3 protein-coding genes are annotated in these 2,184 nt (G+C 64.2%); 1 reads left to right on the top strand and 2 read right to left on the bottom strand.

Going from position 1 to position 2,184, the window contains the following annotated elements; translation table 11 throughout:
* Together ACWELQ_RS44315 and ACWELQ_RS44310 are read right to left on the bottom strand one after the other, a co-directional pair.
* The coding region (locus tag ACWELQ_RS44315; RefSeq protein ID WP_452402951.1) for an SRPBCC domain-containing protein at nucleotides 1-288 on the bottom strand (288 nt) is incomplete at its 3' end.
* On the bottom strand, nucleotides 285-620 hold the full coding sequence (locus ACWELQ_RS44310; RefSeq protein ID WP_452402950.1) for an ArsR/SmtB family transcription factor: 336 nt from the start codon (nucleotides 618-620) through the stop codon (nucleotides 285-287). The genes ACWELQ_RS44315 and ACWELQ_RS44310, both read right to left, overlap by 4 nt.
* 135 nt (nucleotides 621-755) lie before the next feature.
* On the opposite strand from ACWELQ_RS44310, the gene ACWELQ_RS44305 reads away from it, so the two are divergent.
* Nucleotides 756-2,184, top strand: a 1,429-nt coding sequence (locus ACWELQ_RS44305; protein WP_452402949.1) for an MFS transporter, incomplete at its 3' end; no start/stop codon positions are given.

The following is a 2,184-nucleotide window of genomic DNA, read 5'->3' as shown; positions in this document are numbered from 1 at the left end:
GTCGTACTGCCAGTGTCCGTCGATCTGCCAGGTGAGCACCAGCCGATGGGGCGGCTCCCACACCAGCACTCGGCCCCAGTCGCATTCGCTGTCGTCGGTGCCGCGCTCGTACCAGCGCCCGCCCACGCGCGGCTCGACGATCGCGTCCGCCATCTCGGCCGCGCCGATGTGATACACCGCAGGCCACCAGCTTCCGAATGATTCGGTGAAGAACGCGAACGCCCGCTCGATCGGCAGGGCGACGGTCGCCTTGCCTTCCAGGTCGGGCAGATTCGGTGTCGTGCTCATGATCGATTCTCCTGTTCGGGGTCCGCGGCCGCCGCGTCGGCGGCCTTCTGAAAAGCGGTCAGCGCGTCGTCCCAGATCTGCTGGAAGTACGCCTGAATCGCGGCCAGGCCCTCCGGATTGATCCGGTAGATCCGTCGCGTGCCCTGTGGTGTGGCCACCACCAAGCCGCCCTCCTTGAGGACACGCAGGTGCTGAGACACGGCCTGCCGGGTGATCGGCAGGTCCTCGGCCAGCTCACCGACCGACGACGGCTGCCGTGCCAGCCGCTCGAAGATCGCCTTGCGCATCGGATCACCGAGGATCACCAGATCTACGTCTCTGAAAGCCTCCACTTGCGTAAGTGTGCGCTTTCACAAGCTGATCGACAAGGGTTCGCCGCGGAGTGATGCATCCCACGATTTCATTAGTTAGCGACATGCAACTATATTTGGGCGCGTTGTACGTTTGTTGACTTGTGGGAGGCTCTGATGGCTGCGGCCCCAACCACCGGTATCGATCCCGGTGATGTCCAGACCATTCGGAGGCGGCTCCGGATCGAGCATGATCATCCGCATTACAAGTGGGTGGCCCTGTCGAATACGACGCTGGGCATGCTCATGGTGACGATCAACTCGTCGATCGTGATCATCTCGCTGCCGGACATCTTCCGGGGAATCGATCTCAACCCGCTGGCGGCGGGGAACGTGAGCTACCTGCTGTGGATGATGATGGGCTTCCTGCTCGCGTCCGCGGTGCTGGTGGTGATGTTCGGGCGGCTCGGAGACATGGTCGGGCGCGTCAAGATCTACAACTACGGGTTCGTGATCTTCACGGTGACGGCGATCGCGTTGTCGTTCGATCCGTTCACGCACGGTGGCGGCGCGGTGTGGCTCATCGGATGGCGTGTGGTGCAGGGCGTCGGTGGTGCCATGTTGATGGCCAATGCGGCCGCCATCCTCACCGACGCGTTCCCGGCCGAGCAGCGCGGTTTCGCCCTCGGCATCAATCAGGTTGCCGCCGTGGCCGGTTCGTTCCTGGGTCTGCTGCTGGGCGGGTTGCTCGCGCAGTGGGACTGGAAGGCCGTGTTCTGGGTGAGCGTGCCGTTCGGCATTCTCGGCACCGTGTGGTCCTATCGGTCGCTGCACGACAACGGCCAGCGCAATGCGGGCTCGCTCGATATTCCGGGCACCGTGTCCTTCGCGGTCGGGCTGACCGCGCTGCTGACCGGTATCACCTATGGCATTCAGCCCTACGGGAATTCGAATACCGGCTGGTCCAACCCCTGGGTGCTGATCGCCGTGTTCGGTGGTATCGCGGTGCTGGCGCTGTTCTGCTGGATCGAGACCAAGGTGGAGCAGCCGATGTTCCATCTGTCGCTGCTCAAGGTGCGGGCGTTCGGGCTCGGCAATCTGGCGGGGCTGATGTCGTCGCTGGGGCGCGGTGGCTTGCAGTTCATGCTGATCATCTGGCTGCAAGGCATCTGGCTGCCGCTGCACGGGTACGACTACGAGTCCACGCCGCTGTGGGCGGGCATCTACCTGCTGCCGCTGACGGTGGGATTCCTTGTGGCGGGGCCGGTTTCGGGCAGGCTGTCGGACAAATACGGGCCGCGACTGTTCGCGACGCTCGGTATGGCGATCACCGCGGTGACGTTCGTGCTGCTGGTGGTGCTGCCGGTGGACTTCTCCTACTGGGCTTTCGCGCTGGTCATCGCGCTCAACGGCTTGGGCTCGGGCATGTTCGCCTCCCCCAATACCGCCGAGGTGATGTCCGCGGTGCCCGCCTCGCAGCGCGGTGTGGCCTCCGGCATGCGCGGCACGCTGCTCAATGGCGGTATGGCGCTGTCGATCGGCGTCTTCTTCTCGCTCATGATCATCGGCCTGTCCAATACCCTGCCGAGCGCCATGAATTCGGGCT

The organism is Nocardia sp. NPDC004722 (assembly GCF_053601505.1).
The sequence above is the reverse complement of the archived record's forward strand: the minus strand, read 5'-3'. Positions and strand labels throughout refer to the sequence as shown.